The organism is Noviherbaspirillum autotrophicum (genome assembly GCF_000818395.1).
Classification (GTDB): Bacteria; Pseudomonadota; Gammaproteobacteria; order Burkholderiales; family Burkholderiaceae_D; genus Noviherbaspirillum; species Noviherbaspirillum autotrophicum.
In genome coordinates this window covers 2,477,718-2,500,880 of the sequence record NZ_JWJG01000028.1, presented here as the reverse complement: position 1 = coordinate 2,500,880, position 23,163 = coordinate 2,477,718, and the positions used below count along the sequence as shown (strand labels likewise).

Sequence of the window (23,163 nt, the reverse complement as noted above, 5' to 3'; positions counted from 1 at the left end):
CGGCGCTGCGCTTATATGTAGGTCTGCGCGCGCAACCACTTGGTGGCGATCATCTTGCGTCCGGCGACGACCGGTTCGCCGGCATGGAGCGTTTGCTGGTCGGGATTGCCGTACACGTCGGTATTGGCGAAGAACACGGCACTGCCCTTTTTCGGCTGCACCTGCAGCCCGATGTTTGGAAACGACGTGGCGCCGCCTTGCTCCACCTCGCTCAGGTACATGACGATGGTCGCCACCCGCTGGCCGCCACGTTCCATGTGCTTGCGCGGCCCCGGCAGGTCGGGATTGAACCAGTCGAAGTGCGGCCGGTATTCGTTGCCCGATTCATAACGCAGCACCTGCAATCCTTCGCCGCGCTCGGCCGGCCAGCGCGTCAGTGCTGCCAGCCGCGCCTCAATGCGTTCGACCAGTTCGCTCTCGCCCCGCTGCAGCATGGCGCCGCGGCTGGTCCGGTAGGCATTGATTTCGTTTTTTCCTTCTGCATCGCTGACGACTGGCGAGCGCAGCATGCGCTGCTCGCTGTAGGCAACGAGCGCATCGCATTCCTCGTCGCTCAGCACATTGCCAAGCAAGACGATGCGCGGCGACTTCAGCGTGAGCAGGACCTGCACCGTCCGGTCCGGCGTCACGATGGTGTTGGCGGAAGTGTCCACTTCCGGCAAGGATTGCAATCTAGGCAAGTTAGGGAAGCGGGCACGTCTCGCCTCCTCGATGGCTGCGCGCGCCAGATGCTGGTCGAACCTGCCGTCGCGCGTCATGACTTCGGCCATACTGCCCGGCGTGCAGGCGCGTGCGAGGTTCTGGTTGATCCAGAGTTGCCATTCCTGTGGCAAGGAAGCGAGGGCGGACAGCGTTGTCATCAAGGGCCTTTCATCGGTTCAGTCTGCGCCAGTGTGATTGGCATGCCGTCCGAAAGTTCCGTGAGACAACAAGGGAAATCGCCGGCCCGCCGAAGACTCCGGAGGGCGGGCTTTAGCAGGGTTTATGGCACGGGAGGCGCGTCCCGGAGCCTTTCCCACGGCGAGGTGAGGCGCCATTGCGCAATCCAGTCCGCCGGCAGCACCAGGCTCAGGGCGCCGACGTCGGCCACCAACGGGCCGAGCGCCGCCGGCACCAGCTTGACGCCCTGCGTGAGGGCGGGAAAATGGCTGGCGATTTCTCGCTCCACCACGGGCGCCAGCCAGTCGCCGTGATGCTGCCAGACCGAGCCGCCGATGACGAAGACGCGCGTATCGAGCGTCGCGACGATGTTGTACAGGGCGCGCCCGAACCACTGCGCCGCCTCGACCGCCAGCGCGCGCGATGCCTCGTCGCCGTCGCGCGCGGCGTTAAACAATTTCGAGGCGCTGGTATGCAGCCGGGCGCCGATATTGCGGCCTGACGTGAGCGACTCGACATCGCCGCGATTGCCGCAGCCGCACAGCGCGTCGCGCTCGCTCACCAGCATGTGGCCGGCATGGCCGGCATTGCCGTTCTTGCCATTCAGGATATGGCCATCGACGCACAGCCCGAATCCGATGCCGGTGCTCCAGGTAACGTAGGCGCAGTCCGGCTCGTCGATGACGGCGCCGAAGGTGCGCTCCGCGATCAGTGCGCCGACGCAGTCATTCTCCAGCCGCACATGGTCGAAATGCTCACGCAGGACCTGTTCGAGCGGGATCACGGTCCAGTCGTTGGGCAAGTCGGAGTCCGGCGTGAGTCCGCCGCAAATATTCGGCGTGGACAGGCAGGTCAGCCCGTTGGTGCGCACGAACGGGCCGCAGGAACTCACGCCCAGCTCGCTCACCGTCGACAGTTCGATGCCGGCCATGCGGCATGCCTGTTCCAGCAACGAAACGGCCTGTTCCGGCAATGCACGCTCGGTGCCGGTCTTGGCCGTCGGCTGTACGGCTCTGGCGAGCGGCCCGTCGTTGTTGCTGACCATGGCGGCAATTTTGGTGCCGCCGATATCGATGGCGCCGATGTAGCGGGTTTCCATAATAGAACTCTTCTCGTTTCGTCAATACGCCTTGTCCCAAGGGATGCTGAGCCGCGACGCGCAATGGATCAGCCCGACCATGCTGTAAGTCTGGGGGAAATTTCCCCACAGTTCCCCGCTGTCAGGTGCGACGTCTTCCGACAGCAAGCCGAGATGGTTGCACCTGGAAAGGACATTTCCAAACAATTCCCTCGCGCGTTCCTTGCGCCCGATCTGCGCCAGCGCCAGTATCCACCACAAGGTACACACTAGGAAGGCGGTTTCCGGCCGGCCGAAGTCGTCTTCCTCGTCGTAGCGCAGCATGAAGTCGCCGCGCCGAAGATGCCGTTCAATGACGTCGACCGTCGCAACAAAACGCGGATCGTGCGGATCAAGGAACTGGAACTCGGCCATCAGCAGCAGGCTCGCGTCCAGCCTGTCGCCACCGAAGGTCGATACAAAACTGCCGAGTCGCGGATTCCAGGCGCGCTCGCAGATTTCACGATGCATCTTGCCGGCGTGCCCGCTCCATAGCCGTTCCCGTTCCGGCAAGCCGAGCTTGCGCGCGATGATCGCGAGCCGGTGGCAGGCAGCCCAGCACATGATGCTGGAGAAGGTATGCACCCGCGTCGCGCCGCGCAACTCCCACAGGCCGGCATCGGGGGCGTTGTACTGGCGCACCGCCTGCTCGCCGAGCCGTTCCAGGTCGTTGAACATGTGGCGCCCGGCCGGACGTTCCAGCCGGGTATCGAAAAAGGCATGGGTGCTGGCCAGCACCGCTTCGCCGAAGACATCGTTCTGTACCTGGAAATACGCGAAATTGCCTATCCGTACCGGACCCATGCCGCGGTAACCGGCCAGCGCCGGGGCGACCCGCTCGTCCAGCGCAGCCTCGCGCCGGATGCCGTATACCGGCTGCAATGGCGCGTCGCGCGTATCGGCGATGATGTTTAGGATGTAGTCGAGGTAATGCTCCATCGTGCCGGTGGCGCCCAGGCTGTTGAGCGCATTGACCACGAAATAGGCATCGCGCAGCCAGCAGTAGCGGTAATCCCAGTTGCGCCCGCTGCCCGGCGCCTCCGGTATCGAGGTGGTGACGGCGGCCACGATGGCGCCGGTATCGTCGAACGCATTGAGCTTGAGCGTGATCGCCGCGCGGATCACCACTTCCTGCCACTCGAATGGAATGGCAAGATTGCGCACCCACTGATGCCAGAACGCTTGGGTCTTTTCGTAGAATGCGCGCCCTACTTCGTGCGGCGCGCCGTCCACGGTCTCGTCGGGCCCCATGAGCAGCGTCACGCTGTCATGCAGGAAGAACGGACGCTCGTCCAGCACCGACGATACCGACGCATCGGTGGTCAGCCGCATCGACTGCGACATGCCGTAATAGGAAAGATGATGCGCGCCGCAGCGAACCTGCGCGCGCTCGCGGCCGTAATCCACCGCCGGCCTCACGCGCAGTGCTACCCGCGGACGGCCGGACCGGCGCCGCACGACACGCACCAGCATGGCGGGCGCAAACATGCGGCCGTGCAGATAGAAACGCGGTGCAAAATCGATGACCTCGATGCCGTTGCCGGCGCTATCGCGAAAGCGCGTGATCAGGATCGCGGAATTGCGCTCGTAAAACTGCTCGGACTCGGCACTGCCGTCGAGTTCCACGTCAATCTGGCCGAAGTCCGCGTTCTGCTCGTCGGATTGCAGCAGCGAGCAGCAGACCGGATCGCCGTCGAGGTAGGGATAGCACCACCAGACGATCGACGCGCGACGGTCCACCAGCGCACAGGTGCGCGAGTTACCGATAAGCCCGAGATCAAGATTTTTCATGCGCAATCGTTTGGCGATAACGGCAAATTCAGCATACTCCAAATCGGAGCAGACGGCGCAGGTGGATACGTGTTCCCGGCTCGGCCAGGTTTCACACCATCCCGGCAGTTTCCCCGCGCAGCCGGTTGACGGCGCCCGCCACCTGCAACCGTCGCGTCAGATCGCTCAGCAATAACGCGACGTCCGGCAGTTGCGGCAGAAAAAATTCCGCTGCGCTTTGCGCGTCGTACTCGACTCGTATCGACAACACTGCGCGGCGCGGCAAGCGGAACACATCCTCATCCGTCACGTCATCGCCCGCATACAGGGCACGCGCCGCTCCGGTGATTGTCATCAACTGTCGCAGTGCATCGCCCTTGTGCCTGGCGTCGACCGGCACCAGGTTGAACACCTGCTTTCCCGCCACAATGCTCGGCGCCGGCGTCAACTGTGCAAACAGTTCGGTCAATCTGCGCGCGGCCGCTTCCTGGTCTGGCGCATGGCGATAATGCAGTGACAACGAATAGCGTTTGTCTTCCAGCACGATGCCGGCATTGCCCGCCTCGGGCAAGACCCGCGAAAGTTGCGCGCGCCATTGGCTGCACAGCGCCTCGTGGCGTGCCGCGTTTGCTTCCCAGCCGGGCAAGCCTTCCAGGCCGTGGTTGCCAACGATAAAATCCGGCGCGAAGCCAAGACGGTCGCGTATATCGTCGACCGAGCGCCCGGTGATGATTGCCACCGGAGCAAATCCCGCCAGTTCGCCCAAGCGACGCCGGATGTCGACAGGCAGCCGCGCCTGGTCCGGATGCGGCACGATCGGTGCCAGCGTGCCATCGAAATCGAATGCGCACAACAGGCCCGGCCTGACGAATTCATCCAGGCGCCTGCGCCCTACCTCAGAATGCAGTTCGATCATGTCAGACCACGCGGCGCAGAGACTTGCGGCTATGCGAACGGATCTTCGTCATGATGCGCTCGCGCTGGCGCAGGCGCGCGGCATCCAGCAGCATGCGGCCAGCCCAACGATAAATATTAAAGTCCTTGACTAACGAGCGCATGCTGCGCATCCGTTCGCGCTGCTCCACGTCCGGCATGGTGACGGCGCGATACACGGCGTCCGCACTTTGCTCGATATGATACGGATTGACGATCAGCGCTTCGTGCAACTCGCGCGCCGCACCGGTGAACTGCGACAGCACGAGAACACCGCGTTCGTCCTCGCGGGCAGCGATGAATTCCTTGGCAACGAGGTTCATGCCGTCGTGCAGGCTGGTCACGAGGCAGACATCGGCCGCCCGGTAATAGCGGATGACGGAGTCGGCATCGTGATGCTCGGCTTTCAGGATGATGGGCTGGTAGTTACCGCTTGAGTAACGATTATTGATACGCTGCACCAGCATTCGCACCCGCGCGTCGAAATTCTGGTATTCGTCGAGCGACGATCGGCTGGGGGCCGCGATCTGAATCAGGGTGAACCGCCCGATCAGGTTCGGATGCAGCTCCAGCATGCGCTCCACTGCCTGGAACCGTTCAATGATGCCCTTGGTATAGTCGAGGCGGTCGACGCCGATGCCCAGCAGGTGGTCGGCAGGCATGCCATGCTCTTCGCGCACCGATGCCCGGCATTCGGCCACGCTCGGCTTGTCGGCGTTGTCGTTTTCCGGCCAGGCGATCGAGATCGGATAGTGCTCGACCTGGGTCAACTTGCCGCCGTACGAAATGGTAGATGCCTCATGCTCGATGCGGGTTTCCAGGTAACGATCGACGGTCTCGATAAAGTTCTTGCAATGGAATGGCGTATGAAAACCGAGGATCGTGCTGCCCAGCAGCCCTTCCAGGATTTCTTCGCGCCATGGGCAAATACCGAAGGACTCCGGATTCGGCCAAGGAATGTGCCAGAAGGTGATGATGGTCGCTTTCGGCAACACGTTGCGCACCATGCGCGGCAGCAAAGCAAAGTGATAATCCTGCACCAGCACCACCGGATCGTCGGTGCGCGCCTCCTTGACGACCGCATCGGCAAAGCGCTGGTTGACGGCGACGTACTGATCCCAGTCGGAGGAGCGGAACACCGGCCTCACGTGCGCAATATGGCAAAGCGGCCACATGCCTTCGTTGGCGAAGCCATAGTAATACCCCTGCTCTTCTTCCTTGGTCAGCCAGACCCGGCGCAGCGTATACGCGGGATTGGCCGGCGGTACTGGAACACGGTCGAAGCGGTCCACAGTGTCACGGTCGGCCGAGCCGCTGCCGTGCGCAATCCAGGTACCAGAACAAGCGCGCATGACAGGCTCCACGGCAGTGACCAGGCCGCTGGCCGGTCGCTGCACTTCGATACCATTGCGCGTGCGCATGTGCAGGTAAGGTTCACGGTTCGACACCACCAGCACTTCGTCGCCGGCCAATTCCTCGTGTAGGAGCGTGCGCAATTTTTCCGGCGTCCACAAATGGGTGACGTCATCGCGCGTCCTGCGCTCCAGATTGAACTCATGCAACAGCATGCGCAAGTCGCCTTCGAGGGGCAGGACTTCCGGCGGCGTCGACTGCTGCTGCGGGCGCGGGCCGATCTCTCCGCGCAGGATGCCTTTCATCGATGAAACCCAGTTACGCCATGACAAGTGGGCAATGAAGACGGTCACCAGCGAGATCAGCAGTGTGAGCACCGCGAACAGCGTAATCACATAGTTCTTGGTATCAGCGCTGCGGCGCTCGATAAAGCTCATGTCATGCGCCAGGATCAAGGTGCCGAGAGAACGTCCTTCGTTTTCCAGCGGGCTGACTGAGACATGCAGCGCGCCTTCCGGCAGGCGGATCAGCGATTGCCGCTTGCCGTCCGTTCCCTTTTCAACGTTGCAGCCGAGCGATTTCGGATAGGTCGAGGTCTTGTACAGAAGATTGCCGCCAGCATCGCAAAAGGCGATCGCGTACAAGCGCTCGTCGCGCATGGCGCGGTCGAACAATTGCGTGATCTTTTTCTCCGCACCGGCCGGCACGTATTCCTGCAGCGGATCCTGCAAGGCGTTGGCCAGGGATTGCGACCGGGTATCCAGATCCCTGACGAACCAGCGCAGAGTCAAGTCATCGACCAGCGGTACGACAACATAGGCGGATACGCCCAATACTAGCGCAAGCGGCAATACAAACCGCAGGGAAAGACGAAGAAGCCGAGAATGCATGGTTGATATCCGATGATTTATGCGGTCGCATCCCGCGCGCCCAAACAGGCGGCGAGATGGAAGGCATGTTGAAACGTTGAGACAAGGAGCTGAATGCTGTACTTGTCATGAGACAAAATTGATCCTAGGGGGAACGTACGCGGAATGATTCGAGACATGGATGTCCATCACCGGCTTGTTGTTCTGTATATTTGAAAAAGATCATCTTTTTCCCCAATAGTTCCTTCCTCATGGCGAACAGCATGGCGCTACGGCAAATCATGCACGGCAAAAACAAGGCGATGGCGCGCTTCGCCCGCTTGCATCACTCCCTTTTTACGGAGACGAGGAACGCCGGGTGGCAACGCATGTGGAATGAAAAAGGGCGGCGCACTGTCGCCAGTACGCCGCCCTCAATGTCAAAATGAATAGCCGCGAAAAGCGGCTTTACCCCATGTTAAATTCCATATCGCTCACGTAACAGGCGGCGCACCAGCACTTCGGTTTCCCTTCCCGTATCCATGCCTGCCTGATGCTCAAAAACCACCGTATGCTTTGAGTCGGCACTTGCCGTCCCCTTGTCATCCGTAACCGAAATGACCGCCATCAATTTTCCCGTTTCCAATTCTTCAATCTGCGCCTCAGCGCGCCATTGACCAACGGTATAACTTAGCGTCTGCATCAAATCTCTCCAAAAGTTTCAATCAGGATCACTCCTCTATAAGCAAATTTTGGCCCGGCTGCTCTTGATGCCGGGCGGCACATAAAAACACTGCAAAGCAATGCGCCGCGGCTCCACGATGGTGCGCGAAGATTCCCAGTTCCATCGACAACTCGATGATTGAAGTAAATATTTCATACCGCGAGAATTCACTCGATGATTGTGCTCAACCTCGAAGCCAAATTTATTTTTTACAACCGCGCCGCTCCGGGCGACGTCTTTCGCCTCTTTCAATAAAGCTTGCTTCAATGCAGCGGCAACACCCTGTTTTCCCTAAGCAGCATGGTCAATTCCTCGAACGGCAACGGCCGGCTGAACAGGTAACCTTGCATTTCGTCGCATCCATTCTGGCGCAAAAAACTCAGTTGCTCACTGCTGGAAACGCCTTCAGCAATGACACTCATGCCAAGGCTATGTCCAAGGGAAATAACGGCGCGCGCAATGATCGCGTCGTTCGGATCGGCACCGATGTCGCGCACGAAGGACTGATCGATCTTCAGGCGGTCCACCGGAAGGCGCTGCAGGTAGCTCAGACTGGAATAGCCTGTACCGAAGTCGTCGATGGCCAGCCACAACCCCATTTCCCTCAGGTCGTGCAGCAGCTTGATGACTTCCTCCGGGTTGGTCATCACCAGGCTTTCGGTTAATTCCAGTTCGAGGAAAGTAGCCTCCAGCCCGGCTTTCATCAGTGCCCCACGGATGACATCGATCAGCGGCCCCGAATCGAGCTGGCGCGCCGAAATATTGACCGCCACTCGCAGTGGCGGCAGTCCGATTTCCTGCAACGCCTTGATGTGCGCGCAAGCGCTGCCCAGCACCCATTCCCCGATCGGCACGATCAGGCCGGTTTCTTCGGCCAGCGGGATGAAGGTCGCCGGCCCAATCGTGGCACCGCTCGGGCAATGCCAGCGCAGCAGAGCCTCGACACCGACGATATGCCCGCTGGCCAGTTCGACCTTGGGCTGGTAGTACAGCGCGAACTCTTCGCGCTCCAGCGCCTGGCGCAGCTTGGCTTCCAGCGACAAGCGCTCGGTCACGCGCTTGTTCATCGCCGGCGTATAGAACTGGAAGTTGTTGCGCCCTTTTTCCTTGGCGCGATACATCGCGGCGTCCGCGTTCTTCATCAGGGTATCGGGATCGAGCCCGTCCCTCGGGTAAAAGCTCACGCCGATGCTGCAGCTGATGAAGAATTTGTGCCCGTCCACATTGAAGGGACGATCGATGGTCTTGAGCACCCGCTCCATGAGCGCCGCGACGCTTTTTTCGTCCTTCTGCCCCACCAGCACGAATGCGAATTCGTCGCCGCCGTAGCGCGCGATGGTGTCCTGGCCGCGCAGGCAGCGCACCAAGCGGTCCGCCACGCGCTTGAGCAATTCGTCGCCGATGTTGTGGCCGAGGCTGTCGTTGATGAACTTGAAGTTGTCGAGGTCGATGAAGCCGACCGTGACGAAGGTGCGTTCGCGCTGCGCGGTCGCAATCGCCTGGCGCATGCGGTCCTTGAGCACATTGCGGTTGACCAGTTCGGTAAGCGTGTCGAAATTGGCCTGGCGCTCCAGCTCCGCTTCGTAATGCTTGATGTCCGAGATGTCATTGAGCACGCCGACAAAATGGGTCACCTCGCCGTCCGGCCCGCGCACGGGCGCGATGTGCACATCATTCCAGAACAGCCGGCCATCCTTGCGATAATTGCGCAATAACACGCTCGATTCTTCGCGCTGCCGGATCGCGTTGCGCAACCGCGCCACGCCGGCTTGCGCCCGGTCATTTCCCTGCAGGAAGCGACAATTGCATCCGACCGCTTCCGTCACGCTGTAGCCGGTAATGTTCTCGAAAGCCGGGTTCGCATATTCGATATTGCCCTCTAGGTCGGTGATGATGATCGCGTTCACGCTGGCCTGGATAGCCCGGTTCTTCAGCCGCAGGATTTCTTCCGAGCGCCGCCGCTCTGTGATATCGATGCCCATGCCCGCAATCCATAGATGGTTGTCGAGCTCGATTCTCCCCGCGGTGAAGTAATAAGGAATCCGCTTGCCGCTCTTGGTCAGCAACTCCGCCTCTACCGTGCTGCTGCCTTCGGCCAGTGCTTGGCGCACCATGGATTGCGCCACGCTCTTTTCCTGCGGGGTGGCAAAAAAACTGAGCGCATGGGTGCGCGCCATCTCGTCATGCGAATAGCCAGTGATCCGCTCGAAATTCCTGTTCCATCGCTCGAATTTTCCATTCCGGTCCATCAGGTAGAAAATGCCGGGCAGGCTATCGATAATTGCCTGAGACAGCACCGCCTCGCGGCCGCGACGTTCGACCTCCTGCTGCAATGAGGTATTCGCCCGATTCAATTCGGCCGTTCTCTGCGATACACGCTCTTCAAGCAGTTGATTTGCCTGCTGCAGTTGCGCTTGCGAGGAGTCGCGCTGCGCGATGACGTCTTCGAGTTCGGACAGGAGCTTGCGCAATTCCAGCTGCGCCACGACTTCGTGCGCCAAGGTGCTCAGCGCCTGCAGCTGCTGCGGCGTCAGGTCGCGCGGAATTCGGTCCATCACACCCAGCGAGCCGAGCACATAGCCGTCGTGCGAGATCAGTGGCGCGCCGGCATAAAAGAGAATGCCTTGCTCCTGCACGACAAAAGGATTGTCCGCAAAACGCGGATCGCGCCGCGCATCCGGCACCACGAACATGTCTCGGCTCTCCATCGTGATGCTGCAGAACGCGATTTCGCGCGGCACTTCGTTGAATTCCAAGCCGACCTTCGCCTTGAGCCACTGGCGCTTTTCATCGATCAGCGACACCATCGCGATCGGCGTATTGCACATGACGGCAGCCAGTTTCGCGATGTCGTCGAACCGCGCTTCGGGCGCGGTATCGAGGATCTGATACCGTTCCAGGGCTTGCAGGCGCATGCGTTCAGCCATGGTGCCGGAGTGGCTCATGATTCAACTCCACTAGCGAGCGGGATTCGCCATCTGTCGGATGCGCCCAATTTGTTTGTCAATCTTCCAAGAACCTGGATGATGTTATGACGCTTCGCTACACTAAACGTTCTCCACCCGGCCTTGCCATGTGTCATGCGCCACATCCGTCGCGTACCGGGTAAAAATCGGTGTAGTTGTTTCTTTAAACAAAACCTGATTGCGATACGTTAAACGGTGTAGCATGGGGAAAACATAAGTTGGACGGCAATACCGACACTTGTATCTGGACAGCTCTATTTCATCTGATCATTGCATATTTATGACACACCACGTTGTTGACGCACTTATCTCTCCCGAAGGCCGCCTTGATATCCTGTCCAAATCGGAAGTCGCAAAACTTCTTGATACCAGCCAGGGTGGCTTGTACAGCATCTTCCGCAATTGCTCGCTCGCTGTTCTAAATTGCGGCAATGCGCTCGACGACGGCAAGGAATTGCTTGAGCGCTACAAGCCCTTCGACATCAGCATCATCCAGCGCGAACGCGGCATCAAGCTCGACATCAAGGGGGCACCGGCCCGTGCCTTCGTCGATGGTGAAATGATCAAGGGCATCCACGAGCATCTGTTCGCCGTGCTGCGTGACGTGATCTACGTTAACGACGAAATCAACGACAATCCGAAATTCGACCTTGCGACATCCGAAGGCATCACCGATTCGGTATTCCATATCCTGCGCAATGCCAACGTTCTGCGCCCGATGACGAATCCCAACCTGGTCGTCTGCTGGGGCGGGCACTCGATTTCGCGAGAGGAATACGATTATTCGAAGGAAGTCGGCTACCAGATCGGTTTGCGCGCCATGGATATCTGCACCGGCTGCGGCCCGGGTGCGATGAAGGGGCCGATGAAAGGCGCCGCCATTTCACACGCCAAGCAGCGCATCCGCAACGGGCGCTATCTTGGCATCACCGAGCCGGGCATCATCGCCGCCGAATCGCCCAATCCGATCGTCAATGATCTGGTCATCATGCCGGATATCGAAAAGCGGCTGGAAGCCTTCGTGCGCACCGGCCATGGCATCGTGGTATTTCCGGGCGGCGCCGGCACGGCGGAAGAAATTCTCTACATCCTTGGCATCCTGCTCCATCCCGACAATGCCTCCATTCCATTCCCGCTGATTTTCACCGGTCCGGAAGAGTCGCATGACTACTTCCGGCAGATCGATCACTTTATCGGCGAAACCCTGGGCAGCGTTGCCCAGCGCCGCTACAAGATCATCGTCAACGACCCGGAGCGCGTCGCACAAGAAATGCAAGCGGGGATCAAGGAAGTGCGGCAGTTCCGCAAGGAGAGAAGCGACGCCTATTACTTCAACTGGCTGCTCAAGATCGACCACGACTTCCAGGTCCCGTTCCAGCCGACCCATGAAAACATGCGCAACCTGCACTTGCACAAGAATCAGGAAAAGCACTTGCTCGCGGCTAACCTGCGGCGCGCATTTTCCGGCATCGTCGCCGGCAATGTGAAGGATCAGGGAATACGGGCCATCGAACAGCATGGCCGTTTCGAAATCCATGGCGATGCCGCCATCATGGATCCGATGGACGCGCTGCTGGCTTCGTTCGTCGCACAGCATCGGATGAAGCTGCCGGGCAAGAAATACAATCCCTGCTACCGGATAGTCAAGTAAGGCTTGGACCCGCCTTCTCGCGCGGGCCCAACGCCGTCAAGCTGCGCCGCTGCCGATTTTTTCCGCGCCAAACAGCAGTGATTCGACCGCGCGCTCAAATACCGGCGCGTACTCGACCGGCACCATTGCCGCATCGCGCAGCGCTTCCAGCAGCGCGGCGCTGGTATAGATCGCAAGCCCACCGTCGTCATGGCGGAACAGGTAGAGCGAGCGGTGCGTGCTGATCCATACGAGTTGCGCCGGCTGGTGGCTGCCCTCCGCGGTGCAAATCTCCACGCGCGTGCCGAGCAGGTAAGTCTGCGCCAGGAATTCCCGGTCCGCCGCCGTTGCGGCGATGGTATTGACACCCAGGTTCAGCGTGACGGGCAGGCCATAATGCGCCACGACTTCCTCGATCAAGTCCGAGCGCGGCTGCGGTGGTTCAGCCTGCGTCCACGCAACGCGATCCCAGTTGATCGCAAGGCGCCCGAAGTCCTGTTCCAGCTTTTCACGTGCGACCGGCTGTGCAGCGTCCGTCTGCTGACCGCGCAGCACCTGGGTATGCACCGTCACAAGTTGATCCATGATCTGCCGGCTATCCTCTTCGGGCAACTGGATCAGCTGCATCGCCTGGTTCAGGCGCTTGACCAGTTCGGGCAGCAGGCGGATCAGCGCGGCCCTGTCTTGCGCATTGAGCTTGCCCTGGATGCTCCACAACAAATCGGGAAGAACCGCCCGGTACATGCAGAATGTACTGCCTGCCTGCCCGGAATCGATCTTCCGGTCGCGGTCGGCCCAGGCCGCGCGCACCAGCACCTGCGGCCACACATGGATGATGAAATCGGTGATGCGCTTGTCGGCATTCAGCGGCACCAGCATGCTGCACAATTCGCTGGTGATGTTCGTCAGAAGAATGCTGATCTTTTCCGCCGTTTCCACCGCCTCGATCGCGGGCGCAGTATACGCATGATCCTGCCGCAAATGCTGTTCAAGGAAGGCTTCGAAGCGTTTCAGGCTGGCGGCAAAGATCGCCACGTCGCGGTCGAACTCGCGCAGGATTTGATCGACTACGCGCTCGATTTCGCTGCCGAGCTGGCGGCCTTCCTTCGTGGACGGGTCGGCGGACACTGCAGCTGAGGCCATGCGATTCAACAGCTGGCGCGCCGGATGGGCCTCGTTGTGCATGAGTGTCGCATCCAGCACCGCCGCCTTGAGAATCGGCACTTGCAGCCGCCCGATCTGGACCCGCAGCTCAACCGGAATCTGCTCGTCTTCCAGGATGAATTCGAACAGCATGGCGACCACTTCCATGGTCATGCGATCCTCGGCCGACACCGAATCGGGCTTGAGCTTGTCGCGTAGCGCAAACAGCTGGTTACGCTCCTGCGGCTTGCCGGCATCGATCGGTTCGCCCTGCGCCACCTTTTTCTGGTATTCGCAAAGTTGAGCCGCAAGGGAGCCGGAACCTTTGGCGGCGACATTTTCCAGGCCAGTGCCGACCGGGGCAGCGTTGCCATGCAGCCCTCCTTGCGCAGCCCCCAGCACGGCGCGAAGCAGGTCGTGCACGCTCTGGTCACCGGCAATGCTGTATGCAGCATTCTGCTGCAACGCATCGACCATGCGCCGCAGCTCGGGAATGACGCGCCCGGCGAAATTTGCGGATGTTGCAGGCAGGTCCGATGCCTGCCCCCCGTAATAGCGCTGGAAATGAGCGGCGCGCGACTGCTGGGCGATGAATTTCCCGTGCACGCCGGACGACTCGAACACCTGCCTGATCGCCCCATAATAGCCGGGCAGGTGCGGAATCAGTCCTTCCGCGAGATGCTCGAACAGCAAGCGCGCCTTCGCATCCTCGCCGGCCGTCTCGTGTACCGCTTCGTACAGCACGCGCGCCAGCAAGTACGGCCGGAACGGATTTTCCCGCTCCTTGGCATCGTGCCGACCATGCAGCTGCGAAATGATCACGTTCAAACGGCCGATGCCTTCTTCGTCCGCGTCGCGCATGCGCTGGGCCAGGCGGCCGACTTCGATCTGGAGGTTGACAGCTTCATCATCGATCAGCGACAAATCGTCCGCCGTCACGTTGTGCAACCCGGGGCGCATGTCGACGTACATGGTCTGCATGGCGCGGTCCAGGTAGTTACGCAGCAAGGCCTCGACTCGCCGCAGCAAAACGCTGCTGTCCTGGCGCAAAAAGTGTCTTAATGACATCAGCGCGCTCTGGCTGATCCCGGAAGATGCCCTCGACTGTTGCGTGCCGGCGTTCTTGTCCGCATCCTGCATGGCACGTTGGATCAGCGCCAGAAAGCCGAAAAAAGCGCGGTCCTTCGCCGAATCGAGCAGCCGTTTATATTCAGTGTCTGACATGGAAAACTGTCGGGGGATCCAAAGGCTCTATCTTATGCGCAAATCGCACTGCCATAGAAACTGACGACTCCCGGAACAGACGCGGATTTTGCCCCAAGTTCCGGGAATGGAGTGCGCTTATGCGGTCACCAGCAAAGCCATTTGTTCCGCATCGAGATAGGTCCACTCGCCCTCCGCCAATCCAAGCATATCCAGCGTCAGCCTGCCGATCGCCGTGCGTTGCAGCGCCGCGCAATGATTTCCGGCTGCGGCCAGCATGCGCTTGACCTGATGATACTTGCCTTGTTCGAGCACGATTTCCAGCTGGTTCGGCCCTACCGCCCGGCAGCGCTCGGCCGCCAGCGGCGCAGGCTCGTCATGCAGCTGCACCCCGGCCAGCAGGCGCGCGATCAGCTCATCGGTCACCGCATCCGCTGTCGTCGCCAAGTACAGCTTGGGCACGTGGCGCTTCGGCGACGATTGGGCGTGGATGAATGCGCCATCGTCCGAGAGCAGCAGCAAGCCGGTGGTATCGTGGTCGAGACGCCCCACCGGCTGCACATCGCGCCAGCCGAATTGCTCCGGCAGCAGCGTCAGCACGCCCGGATGGTGGCTCGGCTTGCGCGAGCATTCGTAGTCCGAGGGCTTGTTCAAGGCGATATAGACATGCTCGCGGTAGGCCCATCGTTCGCCGAACACGTCGAATTCCAGCCCGGCAGTGTCGAATGCGGCGCGGTAGTCTGTAACTGTGTTGCCGTCGACGGCCACGTCGCCGTCGGCAACCAATGTGCGGCACCATTTTCGGGTGCCGAATCCCTGCGACTGCAGGATGCGATCCAGTGTCAGTTTGCTCATGGGCGAACTCTACCAGAAACATTCCGCATGAACTGCCGCCGTCGGCGAATTGATGCATTCGGTGACGGCGGCACCGTTCGACGGTATCATTTGCAACAACATTTGCATTGCATTTTTAATACCATTTCGACACCTATGCCGCCCGCACCGCTGATCGACGCCAGCCACGCCGCCTTCATCCAGGGCCCAGTCGGGATTTCCGTGGCCGCATGCGCGCATAGCGGCATGCCAACCCTGGTGCGCGCCATCGGCTGCCGAATAGCGCCGGACAGTCCGCAGGTGACCATTTTTCTTTCTGCCGTTCAGTCGGCACGGTTGCTCAAGTGCGTCCGAGACAACGGGGCTGTTGCGGTGGTCTTCAGCGAGCCGTCGACGCACCGCACCGTGCAGCTCAAGGGAAGCGACGCCGTCGTTTCAACCTTGGAGAAAGACGAATGGGAGCAGGTTCTGGCCCATCGCGACGCATTCGTGCGCGAACTGGGGCCACTCGGCTTCGACCCTGCCATGGTGCGTACCCTCCTGTCGCACCCGCAGGCCAATGTCGTCGCGCTCAGATTCACGCCGACGGAAGCATATTCGCAAACACCCGGCCCGCAAGCTGGCGCACCGCTAAGGGCCGATGCATGAGCCTCAAGGTCGACGCAATCCGCGAATGCCTGGAAGGCGTCATTCCCGGCACGATCGCAACCGCCTCTCCCGACGGTACGCCGAACGTCGCTTACCTGTCGCAGGTGCAGTTCATCGACAGCGACCATATTGCACTTTCCTACCAGTTCTTCAACAAGACCCGGAAAAACATCATGGCCAATCCGCGTGCCATGCTGTCCCTGATTAATCCGCTGAGCGGGGCGCAATACCGGCTGTCGATCGAATACCTGCGCACCGAAACCTCCGGCCCGCTCTTCGCAAGCATGAAGGCCAAACTGGCCGGCATTGCATCGCATACCGGGATGGGCGGCGTATTCCGCCTGCTGGGAGCGGATGTGTTTCGCGTGCACGACATCGAGCGCGTTCCAGGCGAAACCTTGCCGCCGCCTCCGGCACAACGCAACCTGCTGGCCGGCCTGCGCGCAACCTGCGAGCGGCTGCGCGCCTGCGGTGACCTGGAGCGGCTGCTGGCCGAAACCCTGACCTGCCTGGAACAGCAATTCGGGATCCGGCACACCATGGTGCTCATGTTCGACGCGCCGAGCGACCGACTCTATACCGTCGCCAGCCGTGGCTATGAAGAATCGGGTGTCGGCTCGGAAATTCCGCTCGGCCATGGTGTCATTGGCGTAGCCGCGCTGGAGCGCACTCCCATCCGCATCAGCCACATGAATGCGGAATATTCGTACAGCCGCGCCATCCGCGAAAGCGCCTCGCGCAGCGACTGGGCCCATGCGCTTGAAACCGAGATTCCGCTGCCAGGCCTGCGCGAGCCGCGCAGCCAGCTTGCGGTGCCGATCACGACCGGCGAGCACCTGCTCGGCGTGCTGTATGTCGAGAGCCCGCACGACTTGCGCTTCACCTATGACGACGAGGATGCGCTGGTCACGCTGGCGACCCAACTCGGCATGGCGGCGCAGCTGCTGCAAAATGCCGCGGATGCCGCCGAGGATGCGCCTGCCGCCGAGCGTACTCCGAGGCTGGTCGGCGGCACCCCACTGACGGTGCGCCATTACCGGGGAAACGGCAGCGTCTTCCTGGATGACGATTACCTGATCAAGGGCGTGGCCGGATCGATTTTCTGGACCCTGCTGCGCGATTACGCCGACAAGAACCGCACCGAATTTACCAACCGGGAACTGCGCCTCGATTCGCGCTTGCGCCTGCCGGACATCAGCGACAACCTGGAGGCGCGCCTGATCCTGCTCAGCCGGCGCCTGACCGAACGCGAGGCGGCGATCCGCATCGAGAAAACCGGGCGCGGGCGCTTCCGGCTGTGCGTGGACCGCCCGGTTCAATTGCGGGAAGACTAGGCAGCCATCCGGTCCGCCAGACCCAGTGCATCTGCCAACTTGCGCCAATCGCGTTCCGCCAGGGTCTCCCGCGCCACACCCAGCAATGCATCGAATGCCGGCGGCGGTGCGTGGCGGCGGATAATCGTCAATTTTTCCGCACGCTCGGAAGCGCTCAGCGCCGCAATCATCCAGCGCATGGTCGCGAGCGACTCGTCCGGCGGAATCGATGCGACCAGTGCCTGCTCGATGCCGATGATTTCCTCGTCAGTGTGCGTTGCCCACAATATTGCGTTGTTCTCGGTTTCTTCGCTATGCATATGCACGAGGTTGTCGGCGATGAACAGGCCGAGGGATCGATACAGGGCGACGATGGCGGCGGCCCGGACGCTCCCATGCGACGTTTCGACCGTTGAAGCCAGTTCCTCGATCCGGTCCAGTGAAAATTCATGATGCCCATGCTCGGCTGCAATCGCTGCAGCAGAACCTGGCCGGCGTGCTTCCATTGCGGCGTGGATGAACTGATTCTCATGCTGCAAGTGCTTGCGGCAAAACGCCGTTAATTCACGTACCTGCGCCAAGCCGCCGGCCACTTCCTGATCATCGGCGTCGTCCATGGCGCCAACAACATGGAGGGTATCGTTCATGAACAGGCGCAACGCCTTGTGAATGTGTGCATAGATATCGATGCGCTGCGCAGCGCGGATGTCGGTCGAGTGGGAAGGAAAACTGGCCTGTTTCATGAAGGTCTCCGGAAGATGGTCGGTTGCAAAAAGAGGTTCAAGTGATGTGACAGGCCTAGATTAAGGGATTGTCCTGAACGGATTTCTTAAAACTTCATTCAATAAATCTTAAAAAATTCTTAAGTTCTAATGGATTTGCAAATCGGCGATCGCACTCGCCTTCTGTCCGCACCTGCCCACGCCACGACACTGGGATAGGTCAACCAAGCGAACGGCAAGAGCAGTAAAATATTGCGATGCACCATGAGAGCATCACATGCTTTCGATTTTCCAGAAATGCGCCACATTCAGGGTTAATCGAATTCATCGCTCCGTCTTCCCAAATCTAAGAACAGGAAGATGGCCATTTCTGTTCCTTTTTTTGACAGTCATGGCAGAGGTGATCAACGATTTCGAGCGGCGTCCTTGCTTTCCACCTTGATTTTCAAGGCCTGCCGCAGGGTTTGCCATTTTGTTGTTCTGTTTAAGTCGAATTAGTTCCCACTTGGTACGGGACTTGCTTTAGGATTCTTGACCTAGCTCAATTTTTTTTGAGCCGAAATACATCAACAAAACCGACAGCGAGCGCGAACATGATCCTGCACAGAATGAACTCTGCCGATATGACCCACCCCACCTATTCCTCCAATGCGTCGGGTGTTACGGCTGCGAACGACCTGCGAGCGCGTTGTTCTGCCTGTGGCATGCACCAGCTCTGCCTGCCCACCGGCTTGGGATCAATGGAGATGGACAAGCTGGAAAAAATCATCGGCCGCCGCCGCCGTATTCCGCGTGACGGCCATTTGTATCGCGTCGGCGATCCGTTCACCAATCTGTATGCAATCCGCCTCGGTCACTTCAAGACGCATCAGATCAATCCCAGCGGCGACCAGCAAATCACCGGCTTTCAGATGGCCGGCGAACTGTTGGGCATGGACGCCATCAGCACCGACCGCCATCACTGCAATGCGGTTGCGCTTGAAGACAGTGAGGTGTGCGAAATTCCGTTCGCGCGGCTGGAGGGCTTGTTCGTGGAAATGCCGACGTTGCTGCACCATTTCCATCGGATGATGAGCCAGGAAATCACGCGTGAACAAAGCGTCATGCTTTTGCTGGGAAATATGCGGGCGGAACAGCGCTTCGCGGCTTTCCTGAGCAACTTGTCTTCCCGTTATTCAGCGCGCGGCTACTCCTCCACCAGCTTTCAGCTGCGCATGACACGTGAAGAAATCGGCAATTATCTTGGCCTGACCATCGAAAGCATCAGCCGGTTGCTGTCTAAATTCAAGAAACGCGGCTGGATCAAGGTCAGCAATCGTGAACTGGAACTGCTGGAGCCGACGACGCTGAAAGCGGTCGCTGCCGGCACTCTAAGCTGTGCATGATGCAGCAGTAGTTAATGTAAGGACAAAACCACGCGCTGGCGGGGTGGAGATTTGAGAAAAACCGGGCGCAAGGCCCGGTTGTAATGCAGATAAGTCAGAACGGTTGTTGCCGGTCATTCGGCATGCCGACCAGATAGCAGGTCAGCATGCTGGCCAATGCACAAAACAGCCAGAAACAGAAAAATCCCACGGAGTAAGCCGTCATCGGACTCACGTCCAGATGAATTCCAAGCATTCCGAGGTCGCGTGGATCAAATAGCGAAAAGAAAAACCCTTCCGCTACAATCGCCACCAAAAAAGACGGCCACAAGACGACCATCATCAACCGTGCCATCAACCCACCCTCCTTTCGGCTTTTTCTTTAGATAAAGCCATATCAGTCCAACATCCTCGCGCCTCGCTTCTCGTTATTGAGAATTGATTTTAATAATCGAGAACACGCCCTGATACGATATTCGATTTCAAGCAGATCTGCACGCGGCAAGACAACGATCAGCCTTCGGCAGGCGCAAGGTCTGGCCTTAACACGACATCGCGCTGTTTCGGCCAGGACCAAGCACCAGTCAGGCGCCAGTCGCGCGCCTGATCTTCCACCTGCACTTGCCAATGGGCCTGCTCCAGAAAAGCCAAGTCAACCGCGAAATTCCCCTGGCTGTCTGGCTGCACCTCGCGCACGATATCCTTTTCCGGCAAGGTCGAGTGCACCAGGCGGATGGCGAGCTTGCCGGCGACTGGACGATGCGGGCTATCGATGTGTCCAATCAGCTTTCCAGCTGCCGGATCGAAACGCACATTAACGTTCAGCTGCAAATCTGCCGCCACGCGGTCACGGCGCAAGTCCTGGTTGATAGCCTTGCCCTGCTTATAGTAGTCATCGACCACCAGCGCATCGGAGCGCGTGACCGCGAGCCAGGCGGTGAAGCAGCCCGCCACGACCACCAGGAACGGCCCCAGCATCAGGAACCATGGCCAGCGGTTCGCATACCAGGGCGTACCGTCGTCGGCCTTCAAAGTCGGATTAGCACTTTGCATCACAATCTCCTTGCGTTTAACGCGGCACGAAAAATACCGCCTTTTCCTTCACTTCCACATCCGAACCGTCAGTCGACTCTACTTCGAACATGATTTTGTTCGAGCCGGGCTGCCCCTTGCCGTGGGAGATTCTTACGCGCACCGGCACTGCACGCGAGCCGGTGGCCGGCAACTCGACCTCTTCAGCGCCAGCCAGCGCAATGGATTCGATGCCGGACACCTTGATCTTGTACTTGTGCGGGAATTCGTCCGTGTTCATGATCTGCAGGCGATACACGTTCTCGATCATGCCGTCCTCAACCTCGCGTCCCATAGCGCCGCGATCGCGGATCACATCCAGCTTGAGCGGGGTGCGCGTCAGCAGCGAGCCCAAGAATCCTGCCACGATCAGCACCAGGATGGCCGTGTAGATCAGCACACGCGGGCGCATCGCGCGGCGTCGGATCTGCTGCGGCGTCAGATGGTTTTTCAGTGCATTTTCTGTTGTATAGCGGATCAGGCCGCGCGGCGAGCCAACCTTGTCCATCACCGAGTCGCAGGCGTCGACGCAGGCGGCGCAACCAATGCAGTCGTACTGCAGGCCGTCGCGGATATCGATGCCGGTCGGGCAAACCTGCACGCACATCGAGCAGTCGATGCAGTCGCCCAGGTTCGATTTGGCAGCCGACTTGCTACGTGCGCCGCGCGGGTCGCCGCGTTCCTTGTCATACGTGACAGTCAGCGTGTCCTTGTCGAACATCGAGCTCTGAAAGCGCGCATATGGGCACATGTACTTGCACACCTGCTCGCGCATCCAACCGGCGTTGCCGTAGGTCGCAAAGCCGTAAAACAGGATCCAGAACCATTCCCATGGCCCCATGCCGAGGGTTTTCACCTCGCCGACGAGTTCGTGGATCGGGGTGAAATAGCCGACGAAGGTAAAGCCGGTCCACAGCGCGATTACGCCCCAGACCAGATGCTTCGCCGATTTCTTGGCGACCTTCTCGGCAGTCCATGGTTGCTTGTCCAGCCGCATGCGGGCGCTGCGCGTTCCCTCGATCTTGCGCTCGACCCACATGAAGATTTCGGTATACACCGTCTGCGGGCAGGAGAAGCCGCACCACAGTCGGCCGGCGACGGCAGTAAAGAGAAAGAGCGCATACGCGCAGATGATCAGCAGCAGCGCCAGGTAGATAAAGTCCTGCGGCCACAGCACCACGCCGAAGATATAGAACTTGCGCGCGCCAAGGTCGAACAGAACTGCTTGGCGGCCATTCCAGGAAAGCCACGGAAATCCGTAAAACACCAGCTGGGTCAGCCACACGCACACCCAGCGCCAATTGGCATACAAGCCCTTGGCCTCGCGCGGATAGATTTCCTCGCGAGCGGCGTACATCTTGATTACCGATACTTTTGGAGCAGCCTCACTCATTACAGACTCACAACGTTTGATTAATAGGGCTTTATGCCAAGTAATTAAGCAGCCGGGGCCGCACTTGCCGCGCGTATCGTATCACGTGCGGCGGCGGGACTTTGTGCGGCCCGCGACTGCTTCCTTTGCTACTGTCAGGCGCCCTTACTTCTGTGCGACAGAACCGGTGTCGTTAGACAGGCTCCACACATATGCGGCCAGCAGGTGCACCTTCGCCTCACCCAGGAAATCCTTGAACGCGGGCATGGTGTTGTCACGTCCCTTGCGAATGGTTTCCATGATGGTGTCGGCGCTGCCGCCGTACAGCCAGATCTTGTCGGACAGGTTAGGCGCACCGATGGCCTGGTTGCCGTGGCCATCTGCACCGTGGCATGCGGCACAGGCACCGAACTTCTCCTTGCCAAAGGCAGCCTTGATCGGATCATGCGCCGAGTTCGACAGGCTCAGGACGTACTGCGCGACGTTTTCAACTTCCTTGTCGCCGCCGATCGCTGCCGCCATCGAAGGCATCATGCCGTGACGACCATTCATGATGGTGGTCTTGATGACGTCCGGCTCGCCGCCGTGCAGCCAGTCCTTGTCGGTCAGGTTCGGGAAGCCCTTGTTGCCGCGTGCGTCAGAGCCGTGGCACTGAGCGCAGTAGGTCAGGAACAGACGTTCGCCGATGGCATGCGCCTGCGGATCGGCGGCTACCGCCTTCAGATCCTGCTGCTGGTACTTCGCGAAGATCGGGCCGAATTCAGCATCCGCCTTTTTCAGCTCTTCCTGGTACGCGCCGGTCGACTTCCAGCCCAGCTTGCCTGCATACGTGCCCAGGCCCGGATACAGGAACAGGTAAGCGAGGCCGAACACGATGGTGATGTAGAACAGCCACATCCACCAGCGCGGCATCGGCGTATCCAGTTCTTGCAGGGACTCGTCCCAGCTGTGACCGGTCGTTTGCGTTACCTTGCCGTCGGGTCCCACCTCGACCTTGGCCTTGGACTGGGCCCAGAGCAGGATCGCGCAGCCGGCGATACCAAGCAGGGTCAGGAGCGTAATGTAGATGCTCCAAAAGCTATTTGTAAAATCAGACATGTTGTTTCTCCGCAACTTGCGTGTCGAATTCGTCGGCGAATGGCAGGTTGGCTGCCGCTTCGAAATCTGCGCGGCGATGCGCACTGTAGGCCCACAGGATGATCCCGATGAAGGTCAGGAAGCTCACCACCGTAAAGAGGATGCGCGAATCCGTGATCATTTGTTCGAAAGCCAT

The 23,163-nt window shown here is 59.8% G+C and carries 20 protein-coding genes; 4 read left to right on the top strand and 16 right to left on the bottom strand.

Features of this window, described 5'->3' with window-relative positions; genetic code table 11:
• Positions 1–11: 11 nt before the first annotated feature.
• The 8 genes from TSA66_RS12820 to TSA66_RS12790 form a co-directional block, all read right to left on the bottom strand.
• Positions 12–860 (bottom strand): 2OG-Fe(II) oxygenase, encoded by an 849-nt coding sequence (locus TSA66_RS12820; RefSeq protein ID WP_040040314.1) that lies wholly within the window; start codon positions 858–860, stop codon positions 12–14.
• Positions 861–982: 122 nt separating this feature from the next.
• On the bottom strand, positions 983–1,978 hold the full coding sequence (locus tag TSA66_RS12815) for an ROK family protein (protein ID WP_084199578.1): 996 nt from the start codon (positions 1,976–1,978) through the stop codon (positions 983–985).
• 21 nt (positions 1,979–1,999) lie between these two features.
• Positions 2,000–3,787, bottom strand: a complete 1,788-nt coding sequence (locus tag TSA66_RS12810) for a glycoside hydrolase family 15 protein (protein WP_040042541.1) — start codon at positions 3,785–3,787, stop codon at positions 2,000–2,002.
• A gap of 91 nt (positions 3,788–3,878) precedes the next feature.
• Positions 3,879–4,682, bottom strand: coding sequence for a trehalose-phosphatase (gene otsB / locus TSA66_RS25580; protein ID WP_084199576.1), 804 nt, complete (start codon positions 4,680–4,682; stop codon positions 3,879–3,881).
• Position 4,683: 1 nt separating this feature from the next.
• Positions 4,684–6,942, bottom strand: coding sequence for an alpha,alpha-trehalose-phosphate synthase (UDP-forming) (locus TSA66_RS12800; protein ID WP_040040313.1), 2,259 nt, complete (start codon positions 6,940–6,942; stop codon positions 4,684–4,686).
• Positions 6,943–7,378: 436 nt separating this feature from the next.
• The gene (locus TSA66_RS12795; protein WP_040040312.1) at positions 7,379–7,603 is read right to left on the bottom strand and encodes a hypothetical protein; all 225 of its coding nucleotides are present in this window, start codon (positions 7,601–7,603) and stop codon (positions 7,379–7,381) included.
• Between the two features lie 36 nt (positions 7,604–7,639).
• Positions 7,640–7,876: a hypothetical protein gene (locus TSA66_RS26895; protein WP_157691676.1), complete on the bottom strand. Its 237-nt coding sequence runs from the start codon at positions 7,874–7,876 to the stop codon at positions 7,640–7,642.
• Positions 7,877–7,887: 11 nt separating this feature from the next.
• A complete protein-coding gene (locus TSA66_RS12790; protein ID WP_052452293.1) occupies positions 7,888–10,569 on the bottom strand; it encodes a sensor domain-containing phosphodiesterase in 2,682 nt (893 codons plus the stop codon).
• Between the two features lie 301 nt (positions 10,570–10,870).
• Between TSA66_RS12790 and ppnN the strand changes: the two genes are divergently transcribed.
• Positions 10,871–12,241 (top strand): nucleotide 5'-monophosphate nucleosidase PpnN, encoded by a 1,371-nt coding sequence (ppnN, locus tag TSA66_RS12785; RefSeq protein WP_040040311.1) that lies wholly within the window; start codon positions 10,871–10,873, stop codon positions 12,239–12,241.
• A gap of 36 nt (positions 12,242–12,277) precedes the next feature.
• On the opposite strand, the gene TSA66_RS12780 is transcribed toward ppnN, so the two are convergent.
• Together TSA66_RS12780 and TSA66_RS12775 are read right to left on the bottom strand one after the other, a co-directional pair.
• Positions 12,278–14,587: a DUF1631 family protein gene (locus tag TSA66_RS12780; RefSeq protein WP_040040310.1), complete on the bottom strand. Its 2,310-nt coding sequence runs from the start codon at positions 14,585–14,587 to the stop codon at positions 12,278–12,280.
• A gap of 117 nt (positions 14,588–14,704) precedes the next feature.
• Positions 14,705–15,421, bottom strand: a complete 717-nt coding sequence (locus tag TSA66_RS12775) for a pseudouridine synthase (RefSeq protein WP_040040309.1) — start codon at positions 15,419–15,421, stop codon at positions 14,705–14,707.
• Between the two features lie 135 nt (positions 15,422–15,556).
• On the opposite strand from TSA66_RS12775, the gene TSA66_RS12770 reads away from it, so the two are divergent.
• Positions 15,557–16,048, top strand: coding sequence for a pyridoxamine 5'-phosphate oxidase family protein (locus TSA66_RS12770; RefSeq protein WP_040040308.1), 492 nt, complete (start codon positions 15,557–15,559; stop codon positions 16,046–16,048).
• Complete coding sequence (locus tag TSA66_RS12765; RefSeq protein WP_040040307.1) at positions 16,045–17,382, top strand: GAF domain-containing protein; 1,338 nt, start codon at positions 16,045–16,047, stop codon at positions 17,380–17,382. Before TSA66_RS12770 ends, TSA66_RS12765 begins: the two co-directional genes overlap by 4 nt.
• Here the strand turns inward: TSA66_RS12765 and TSA66_RS12760 are convergent.
• Positions 17,379–18,104 carry a hemerythrin domain-containing protein gene (locus tag TSA66_RS12760; protein WP_040040306.1) on the bottom strand — a complete coding sequence of 242 codons (726 nt, stop codon included), beginning with the start codon at positions 18,102–18,104 and terminating at the stop codon, positions 17,379–17,381. The two genes, TSA66_RS12765 and TSA66_RS12760, sit on opposite strands and share 4 nt — an antisense overlap.
• A gap of 602 nt (positions 18,105–18,706) precedes the next feature.
• Between TSA66_RS12760 and fnr the strand changes: the two genes are divergently transcribed.
• A complete protein-coding gene (fnr, locus tag TSA66_RS12755) occupies positions 18,707–19,468 on the top strand; it encodes a fumarate/nitrate reduction transcriptional regulator Fnr (protein WP_040042538.1) in 762 nt (253 codons plus the stop codon).
• Between the two features lie 94 nt (positions 19,469–19,562).
• On the opposite strand, the gene TSA66_RS12750 is transcribed toward fnr, so the two are convergent.
• From TSA66_RS12750 to TSA66_RS12730, 5 genes are all read right to left on the bottom strand, one after another.
• Positions 19,563–19,802, bottom strand: coding sequence for a hypothetical protein (locus TSA66_RS12750; RefSeq protein WP_040040305.1), 240 nt, complete (start codon positions 19,800–19,802; stop codon positions 19,563–19,565).
• A 158-nt stretch (positions 19,803–19,960) separates the two neighbouring features.
• Positions 19,961–20,500 (bottom strand): FixH family protein, encoded by a 540-nt coding sequence (locus TSA66_RS12745; RefSeq protein WP_040040304.1) that lies wholly within the window; start codon positions 20,498–20,500, stop codon positions 19,961–19,963.
• 16 nt (positions 20,501–20,516) lie between these two features.
• A complete protein-coding gene (ccoG, locus tag TSA66_RS12740; protein ID WP_040040303.1) occupies positions 20,517–21,911 on the bottom strand; it encodes a cytochrome c oxidase accessory protein CcoG in 1,395 nt (464 codons plus the stop codon).
• A gap of 144 nt (positions 21,912–22,055) precedes the next feature.
• Positions 22,056–22,988, bottom strand: a complete 933-nt coding sequence (ccoP, locus tag TSA66_RS12735) for a cytochrome-c oxidase, cbb3-type subunit III (protein WP_040040302.1) — start codon at positions 22,986–22,988, stop codon at positions 22,056–22,058.
• Positions 22,981–23,163, bottom strand: a complete 183-nt coding sequence (locus tag TSA66_RS12730) for a cbb3-type cytochrome oxidase subunit 3 (protein WP_040040301.1) — start codon at positions 23,161–23,163, stop codon at positions 22,981–22,983. The genes ccoP and TSA66_RS12730 overlap by 8 nt, the downstream gene beginning before the upstream one ends.

What these genes read in the sequence shown, in the direction of transcription:
- TSA66_RS12750 (WP_040040305.1), bottom strand. Translation starts at nt 19,802, where the DNA reads ATGGCACGGTTGATGATGGTCGTCTTGTGGCCGTCTTTTTTGGTGGCG.
- TSA66_RS12760 (WP_040040306.1), bottom strand. Translation starts at nt 18,104, where the DNA reads ATGAAACAGGCCAGTTTTCCTTCCCACTCGACCGACATCCGCGCTGCG.
- TSA66_RS12800 (WP_040040313.1), bottom strand. Translation starts at nt 6,942, where the DNA reads ATGCATTCTCGGCTTCTTCGTCTTTCCCTGCGGTTTGTATTGCCGCTT.
- TSA66_RS12730 (WP_040040301.1), bottom strand. Translation starts at nt 23,163, where the DNA reads ATGGCTTTCGAACAAATGATCACGGATTCGCGCATCCTCTTTACGGTG.
- TSA66_RS12765 (WP_040040307.1), top strand. Translation starts at nt 16,045, where the DNA reads ATGAGCCTCAAGGTCGACGCAATCCGCGAATGCCTGGAAGGCGTCATT.
- TSA66_RS12775 (WP_040040309.1), bottom strand. Translation starts at nt 15,421, where the DNA reads ATGAGCAAACTGACACTGGATCGCATCCTGCAGTCGCAGGGATTCGGC.
- TSA66_RS12820 (WP_040040314.1), bottom strand. Translation starts at nt 860, where the DNA reads ATGACAACGCTGTCCGCCCTCGCTTCCTTGCCACAGGAATGGCAACTC.
- TSA66_RS12815 (WP_084199578.1), bottom strand. Translation starts at nt 1,978, where the DNA reads ATGGAAACCCGCTACATCGGCGCCATCGATATCGGCGGCACCAAAATT.
- ppnN (WP_040040311.1), top strand. Translation starts at nt 10,871, where the DNA reads ATGACACACCACGTTGTTGACGCACTTATCTCTCCCGAAGGCCGCCTT.
- TSA66_RS12810 (WP_040042541.1), bottom strand. Translation starts at nt 3,787, where the DNA reads ATGAAAAATCTTGATCTCGGGCTTATCGGTAACTCGCGCACCTGTGCG.
- ccoP (WP_040040302.1), bottom strand. Translation starts at nt 22,988, where the DNA reads ATGTCTGATTTTACAAATAGCTTTTGGAGCATCTACATTACGCTCCTG.
- ccoG (WP_040040303.1), bottom strand. Translation starts at nt 21,911, where the DNA reads ATGAGTGAGGCTGCTCCAAAAGTATCGGTAATCAAGATGTACGCCGCT.
- TSA66_RS12790 (WP_052452293.1), bottom strand. Translation starts at nt 10,569, where the DNA reads ATGAGCCACTCCGGCACCATGGCTGAACGCATGCGCCTGCAAGCCCTG.
- TSA66_RS12780 (WP_040040310.1), bottom strand. Translation starts at nt 14,587, where the DNA reads ATGTCAGACACTGAATATAAACGGCTGCTCGATTCGGCGAAGGACCGC.
- fnr (WP_040042538.1), top strand. Translation starts at nt 18,707, where the DNA reads ATGACCCACCCCACCTATTCCTCCAATGCGTCGGGTGTTACGGCTGCG.
- TSA66_RS12745 (WP_040040304.1), bottom strand. Translation starts at nt 20,500, where the DNA reads ATGCAAAGTGCTAATCCGACTTTGAAGGCCGACGACGGTACGCCCTGG.
- otsB (WP_084199576.1), bottom strand. Translation starts at nt 4,682, where the DNA reads ATGATCGAACTGCATTCTGAGGTAGGGCGCAGGCGCCTGGATGAATTC.
- TSA66_RS12795 (WP_040040312.1), bottom strand. Translation starts at nt 7,603, where the DNA reads ATGCAGACGCTAAGTTATACCGTTGGTCAATGGCGCGCTGAGGCGCAG.
- TSA66_RS12770 (WP_040040308.1), top strand. Translation starts at nt 15,557, where the DNA reads ATGCCGCCCGCACCGCTGATCGACGCCAGCCACGCCGCCTTCATCCAG.